Source organism: Desulfovibrio sp. OH1186_COT-070, assembly GCF_003860215.1.
Taxonomy (GTDB): Bacteria; Desulfobacterota; Desulfovibrionia; order Desulfovibrionales; family Desulfovibrionaceae; genus Desulfovibrio.
In genome coordinates this window covers 1-206 of record NZ_RQYH01000278.1, presented here as the reverse complement: position 1 = coordinate 206, position 206 = coordinate 1, and the positions used below count along the sequence as shown (strand labels likewise).

The following is a 206-nucleotide window of genomic DNA, read 5'->3' as shown; positions in this document are numbered from 1 at the left end:
GTATAGGACAGGATGCGCAAAGCCATCCAGTGGTCGGGCGTGCTCTGGAACTCCAGAAGCAGGGCCACATAGCACCAGGAGCCTTTTTTCCAGCCCACGCGCCAGACGATGTCGTCATGGCGTTCCCGCAAATCGTCCGTCACATAACTGCCCGAACAGCGTTCAAGGGTGGAAAAATCCAGATCCGCAACGAAATCCGCAGGCAC

1 protein-coding gene is annotated in these 206 nt (G+C 57.3%); it reads right to left on the bottom strand.

Annotated features, from left to right (window positions below; all coding sequences use genetic code 11):
- Window positions 1–206 (bottom strand): Rpn family recombination-promoting nuclease/putative transposase (locus EII23_RS12840; RefSeq protein WP_185702430.1); only part of this gene is annotated, 206 nt, incomplete at both ends.